The sequence below is a fragment of the Agromyces binzhouensis genome (assembly GCF_004135055.1).
Classification (GTDB): domain Bacteria; phylum Actinomycetota; class Actinomycetes; order Actinomycetales; family Microbacteriaceae; genus Agromyces; species Agromyces binzhouensis.
In genome coordinates, this window is record NZ_SDPL01000600.1 from 1 (window position 1) to 1371 (window position 1371).

The window sequence follows — 1371 nt, forward strand, 5'->3', positions numbered from 1 at the left end:
GGCTCGCGGCGGGAAGGGGCCCGCCGAACCCCGCCGCGCGGCCCGGGTCGCTCAGGCCGGCCGGAACCCGGACGTCTCGGGCGGCGGGGCGTGCCGGATCATGAGGTGCCGCGTGACCGAGTAGTCGAGCAGCGGCTCGATCGACATGTCCTTGCCGAACCCGGACCCCTTGACCCCGCCGTGCGGCGCCTCCGACGCGATCGGCAGGTGGTCGTTCACCCAGGTCACGCCGACGTCGAGCGACTGGCTGACGCGCATCGCGCGGGCGACGTCCGACGTCCAGACCGACGAGGCGAGGCCGTAGGCGCTGTCGTTCGCGAAGCGGATGCCGTCGGCCTCGCCGTCGAACGGAAGGGCCACGAGCACGGGTCCGAAGACCTCGCCCTGCACGATCTCCGACGACTGGGCGGCGCCCACGAGGAGGGTCGGCGCGTAGTACGAACCCGTGCGCTCGATCGCGTGGCCGCCGACGAGCGCCTCGGCGCCCTCGGCGACGGCACGGCGGACGAACCCGTCGACGCGGTCGCGGTGGCCACGCGAGATGAGCGGGCCGATGTGGGTGTCGGCGTCCATGGGATCGCCCGCGACGATGCCGCCGAGCGCCTGCCGGAGCGCGGCGACGCCGTCCTCGAACACCGAGCGCTCGAGGTAGACGCGGGTGGCCGCGGTGCAGTCCTGGCCGGTGTTGTACGTCGCGCCGAGCGCCACCGCCTGGGCCATCGCGCCGAGGTCGGCGTCGGCGAACACGATGACGGGCGCCTTGCCGCCGAGCTCGAGGTGCACGCGCTTGACGCCCTCGACGGCGCCGCGCATGACCGCCTTGCCGGTCTGCGTCGATCCGGTGACGCTCACCATGTCGACCTCGCGGTGCGCGACGAGCGCCTGCCCGACCTCGGCGTCGCCCGTGACCACGTTGAAGAGGCCCGCCGGGAGGCCCGACTCGACCGCGAGCTCGGCGAGGCGCAGCGTGGTGCGCGGCGTCGCGGGTGCGGGCTTCACGATCACGGCGTTGCCCGCGGCGAGCGCCGGCCCCGCCTTCCAGATCGCCATGATGAGCGGGAAGTTCCACGGCGTGATGCCGGCGACGACGCCGACCGGCCGGCGGGTGAGGATCGACGTGTAGCCGTTCGACAGGGAGCCGGCGCCGGTGCCGTCGAGCGAACGCGCTGCGCCGGCGAAGAACCGCAGGTTGTCGATGGCGAACGGCAGTTCGCCGTCGAACGCGGTCGTCCAGGGCTTGCCCGAGTCCTCGACCTCGAGCGTCGCGAGGTGCTCGGCGTCGGCCTCGATCGCGTCGGCGAGGCGGAGCAGGGCGAGCGAGCGCTCGCCCGGCGTCTTCGCCGCCCAGTCGGGCTGCGCGGCGCGGGCGGC

At 74.4% G+C, this 1371-nt stretch carries 1 protein-coding gene; it reads right to left on the bottom strand.

Annotated features, from left to right (window positions below):
- Positions 1 to 51: 51 nt before the first annotated feature.
- Positions 52 to 1371 (bottom strand): aldehyde dehydrogenase family protein (locus tag ESO86_RS17025; RefSeq protein ID WP_129235967.1); only part of this gene is annotated, 1320 nt, incomplete at its 5' end.